We start from the raw sequence: 1,737 nt of genomic DNA, 5'->3' as shown, positions 1-1,737 counted from the left end.
TCCAAGACGTACGTCGACGCCGCGCTGAAGATGACCGCGAGGGCAACCTGCACCAGCAGGAGGTTCACATAGGTCGTGCCCAGGGCATTCGACGCGAGCAGCCACGCGAGCGCGAGTGCCGCGAATGCTGCCGCCTTGGCCAACCCCGAGTGCCTTCTCGCCATGCTGCCCAGTGAAATGCTCGCGAAGAGCCACGACACCGCCAAGGTGGAGAAGGCCAGGAATGAGATGGCCGCCACGCCGACGGTCTTCGTCATTTCCGCCATCGCCGACTGGGGAAACGAGACCAACCCGAGCGAAGTCGATCCGAGGGTCTCGAGGAGGGATCCCCGGGCGGCGGGGTTCACGAGGACGATGGTGGCGACGAACAGCGCGACTGCGATGATGCTCATGAGCGCGGTGAGCACCGTCCATATGATCCCGTTGATGGTTTTGCCCGCCACGTGGTCGACTGCGCGCGCCGGCAGGACGTTGGTGAGATAGCCGCGGCTCCCGAAGACCGTGTCATGGAAGTTGCGCGCCACGAGCACCAGCGTGACGACGCCAATTGCCACAAACAGGACTAACCAGGCAAGCATCATGATTATTATGATGGCAGAGAGGGGATCGTTGGCGGTACTGACCTTGCTCCCTCTTATGGCAAAAAGCATTCCTGTGACAATAGGTATCGCAGCAAGCGCGCCGTAGAGCGGGCCCATCTTTCTCCCGATCTCGCGGAAGTCATATTTGAGAAGCGTACCTAGCATGCGAATACCTCCCTGAAGAGACCATCTATGCTCTTGCCTATGCGTTCGCGCAGGTCGTCGGCGAGTTCATGAAGCACCACGCTGCCCTGCTTGAGGAAGACGACGTCGTCGAGCACCCCCTCGATGCCGGCGATGAGGTGCGTCGAGATGAGCACGAGCGAGTCCGGCGAGTAGTTTGAGATGATGGTGCGCAGGATATAGTCGCGTGCCGCGGGGTCGACGCCCGCGATGGGCTCGTCGAGCAGGTATGCATGGGCGCGTCGGCTCATCGTGAGGATGAGCTGGACCTTCTCGCGCGTACCCCGGGACAGCTCCTTGAGGCGGCCTGATACGTCGAGCCCCAGGTCCGCGAAGAAGTCCTGGTAGTAGTCGAGCAGCTGCGCCGTGCTCATGTACTCGGGCAAGAAGTCGCGGTCGGGCAGGTAGGCCACCTTGGCCTTGGTCTCTACGCATGGAGGCATGCCTTCTATGAGAATCTGACCGGATGTCGGCTTGATGAGGCCGTTGGCAAGTTTGATCAGCGTCGTCTTGCCCGAGCCGTTCGGCCCCAAAAGGCCAATCACCTGGCCCGCCTCGAGCGAGAGGTCGACGCCGTCGAGCGCCGCGACCTCCCCGTACCGCTTGGTGAGCGCCTTGCATTCCAGAATCGTCATCAGTTCCCATCCTTCCAGGCGGCGACCGCCGCCATGATCTGATCGTCATCCATGCCGATCGCGCGCAGCTTGCGGTAGAGTTCGGCGATGACCTCGGATGCGAGCTGCCCGCGCAGGACGTCGAGCACCCCGGCATCCTCCGTCACGTACCTGCCGCTCGTGCGCTCGGTGCGCAGGATGCCCTCCTGCTCGAGCTGCGCGAGGGCGCGTTGCATCGTGTTGGGGTTTACCCCCGCTTGAACGGCTAGGTCGCGCACCGATGCGACCTTCTCTCCCGGGGCGAGCCTACCACCCGCAACGTCAGACTTGATGCGCACGGCAATCTGCCGCCAGATGGG

At 62.8% G+C, this 1,737-nt stretch carries 3 protein-coding genes; all 3 read right to left on the bottom strand.

Going from position 1 to position 1,737, the window contains the following annotated elements; translation table 11 throughout:
• Positions 1-746: hypothetical protein (locus NOV21_RS07830; RefSeq protein ID WP_283171735.1), on the bottom strand; the 746-nt coding region annotated here is incomplete at its 3' end.
• Complete coding sequence (locus NOV21_RS07825) at positions 740-1,399, bottom strand: ABC transporter ATP-binding protein (RefSeq protein ID WP_283171734.1); 660 nt, start codon at positions 1,397-1,399, stop codon at positions 740-742. The genes NOV21_RS07825 and NOV21_RS07830, both read right to left, overlap by 7 nt.
• The coding region (locus NOV21_RS07820) for a GntR family transcriptional regulator (protein WP_283171733.1) at positions 1,399-1,737 on the bottom strand (339 nt) is incomplete at its 5' end. The genes NOV21_RS07820 and NOV21_RS07825, both read right to left, overlap by 1 nt.

The sequence above is a fragment of the Curtanaerobium respiraculi genome (assembly GCF_024609215.1).
Classification (GTDB): Bacteria; Actinomycetota; Coriobacteriia; order Coriobacteriales; family Eggerthellaceae; genus Curtanaerobium; species Curtanaerobium respiraculi.
This window is presented reverse-complemented; position numbering and strand designations above follow the sequence as displayed.

Coding starts and splice junctions, on each gene's coding strand:
- NOV21_RS07825 (WP_283171734.1), bottom strand. CDS start 1,399: ATGACGATTCTGGAATGCAAGGCGCTCACCAAGCGGTACGGGGAGGTC.